The sequence below is a fragment of the Acidisphaera sp. S103 genome (assembly GCF_009765975.1).
Taxonomy (GTDB): Bacteria; Pseudomonadota; Alphaproteobacteria; order Acetobacterales; family Acetobacteraceae; genus Rhodopila.
This window is the reverse complement of sequence record NZ_LMUJ01000100.1, coordinates 56913-59087: the sequence shown is the minus strand read 5'-3', so window position 1 is coordinate 59087 and position 2175 is coordinate 56913. Positions and strand designations below refer to the sequence as shown.

At 57.7% G+C, this 2175-nt stretch carries 4 protein-coding genes; 3 read left to right on the top strand and 1 reads right to left on the bottom strand.

What is annotated here, in order from left to right; genetic code table 11:
• Positions 1-366 (bottom strand): ISAs1 family transposase (locus GSQ89_RS32490; protein ID WP_158932258.1); only part of this gene is annotated, 366 nt, incomplete at its 3' end.
• Between the two features lie 73 nt (positions 367-439).
• On the opposite strand from GSQ89_RS32490, the gene GSQ89_RS32485 reads away from it, so the two are divergent.
• The 3 genes from GSQ89_RS32485 to GSQ89_RS32480 all read left to right on the top strand — a co-directional run bounded on the left by GSQ89_RS32485 (position 440) and on the right by GSQ89_RS32480 (position 2121).
• Positions 440-784 (top strand): hypothetical protein, encoded by a 345-nt coding sequence (locus GSQ89_RS32485; RefSeq protein ID WP_158932264.1) that lies wholly within the window; start codon positions 440-442, stop codon positions 782-784.
• 65 nt (positions 785-849) lie between these two features.
• A complete protein-coding gene (locus GSQ89_RS40365) occupies positions 850-1110 on the top strand; it encodes a hypothetical protein (RefSeq protein ID WP_371734319.1) in 261 nt (86 codons plus the stop codon).
• A gap of 567 nt (positions 1111-1677) precedes the next feature.
• On the top strand, positions 1678-2121 hold the full coding sequence (locus GSQ89_RS32480) for a hypothetical protein (RefSeq protein WP_158932257.1): 444 nt from the start codon (positions 1678-1680) through the stop codon (positions 2119-2121).
• Positions 2122-2175 lie beyond the last annotated feature (54 nt).

Here is a 2175-nt window from a genome sequence, read left to right as displayed (position 1 = left end):
ACGACGGTCGTGACTACGGCGGGAGGTCTTGCCGTCGATCGCGATGACCTCCGGAACATCAGTACGCAACCCGTCCACCCAGGCCAGGAAACAGCTCTTGAACAACTCGGGATCGATCGCCGCGATCACGTCGCACAACGTGTCGTGGCTCGGGATGCTCTGCTCATAGGGCAGGAAACGGCGAAGAAAATCCTGATGCTCGCTGCCCCACAGGCCGATCTCGACGAAATCGTCGGCGCCGGCGATCGTGGCGCAGAGCATCAGCAACAGGATTTCATCCAGCGGATACAGCACCTTCGTCGCCTGGCGCGGATCCCGCAACACCGCGAAGTGGGTCAGAAAGCACGGTGAACCGGGTTCGGACATGGAAACCTCATGGTACGAGGCTCCCTAAGAATCGTATTTCAGACCGCGCCGGAATCCCACACCCCTTCAAGCGATTGCCCTGAACCGATGGGGCCTGACAGGCTCTTGGACGGTTGGGAGCGAGTTCGCCACGCTCAACGAAGCATCTGGGGGCATCGTTTACCGCTTTCACGCCCGCGATCTTCACCTCGTCCTAGAGCCTCCGTCGGACGGCCATACCATTCGCTTTCGCGTCAAACTCGATGGCGCTGCCCCCGGACCTGACCATGGCTCCGATGTAGATACTGAGGGATGGGGAAGCGTGCGAGACGGGCGCCTGTATCAGCTCATCCGGCAAGCCGGTCCTGTCGCAGACCGAACCTTTGAAATCGAGTTCTTTGATACCGGTGTTCGGGCTTACGCTTTCACTTTCGGTTAGAACAAACGGCTCGCAGATTCCAAATACAACGGTGAAGAAACAAAGCCGAGAAATAGGAGAATGTTATGACTACACAGCAGCCAGTTAATGGGTTTGACCGACGGTGTGGTATTAGCAACAATGTCATATTGTCGGAAGGGAGGAATCCGGCCGGAAGTCTATCGTACGCGCTGGCGCCCTTTCTCCCGGCTCTACAGCGCTGGGCTTGCAGCCTTTCGGGATCGGGCCGTGCCGGGGACGCCTATGTTCGCGCCACTCTCTCGTGCATTCTGACGGGCGACCGGACCCTGATCGATCGGAAATCTCCGCGCGTAAGTCTTTACTGACTGCTTTATGCAATTTGGTCATCGGCCTCTGGTCAATTTGGCGACGCATTCGAATGCAATGTGGAAATTGAACGTGAGAGCAGCCTCAGTGCATCCGCGCTGTACGGACGCGTCGTCCTGGCCCTGATCGTCATAGAGGGATTTACTCCAGAAGAAGCTGGCGTGGTGGTGGGCTGGACATGCCCTGTGGCCTCTCTAGCAAAGTCGACAGTCGGCCCCTCGAGGTCACCCGCCGACGAACCTACTTCTCGGATTCGCTGGGACCGACCCGACCCCTGGCAGGCTGCCCCGACGGGAGTTCGCCTGGGGATGCGCGGCGAGGGAAGCCGGTTGTCCGTGGCCGTGCGCCACTTACCATAAAGTGGCTTAGGCGGCCCGCGACGTGAGTCTCGGCGTCTCCGAACCAACACGTGAGAAGCCGGTCTATCGATACCGCGACTAAGCTGGCTTTGGTGCGGAATTTAAGATTGTTGGGCCAGTCCGCGGCCCGCGCGTTATCGCCTAGATAGTTTTATTGCCGTCCCCCGTGATCTAAGCAGGATTGAAGGCGTTTAAGGAAGCAGGTCGGTGCAGGAAGCATATCGCCATAAAAAAGCTAGCTGGATCGCCAGTGGCATGGCTGCCGCATTTATCATATGTCATCCGGCCTGGGCGCAAAGGACGATACACTGCCCGGTTATCAAACCCAGGGCTACGATGGACTGGAGAAGCGACAGTCTCGAAATCCACCAAACATCGACGGGATATGAGGTGATCGACGACGATTTACCGCGCACTAAACGCGACGCGACAGCAATCTTCGAAACAACCGACCGCCGTGTAGTCGTATTATCCATTGTTGGGGGAAAATCATCGGATGAGCAGGAAGCGCGCTTCGGAGCGATAGTGTTCTTTCTCACCATCGATTTCAGAGACCTCAGCGTCGAACGCTACCAACCTGGCCTGCGGTTGGGACAGGGCTTCTGGCCTGGAGGACTATACCGTTATGAAGGCTGCACTCGTATCGACTAGAAAGCGCGCGCCAACTCCCGCCGTGCCCTTCCTTCGTCGGTTCAGTTTCTATAT

Bases quoted from the DNA above. Each gene is read 5' to 3' on its own strand.
- GSQ89_RS40365 (WP_371734319.1), top strand. From the start codon at position 850: ATGACTACACAGCAGCCAGTTAATGGGTTTGACCGACGGTGTGGTATT.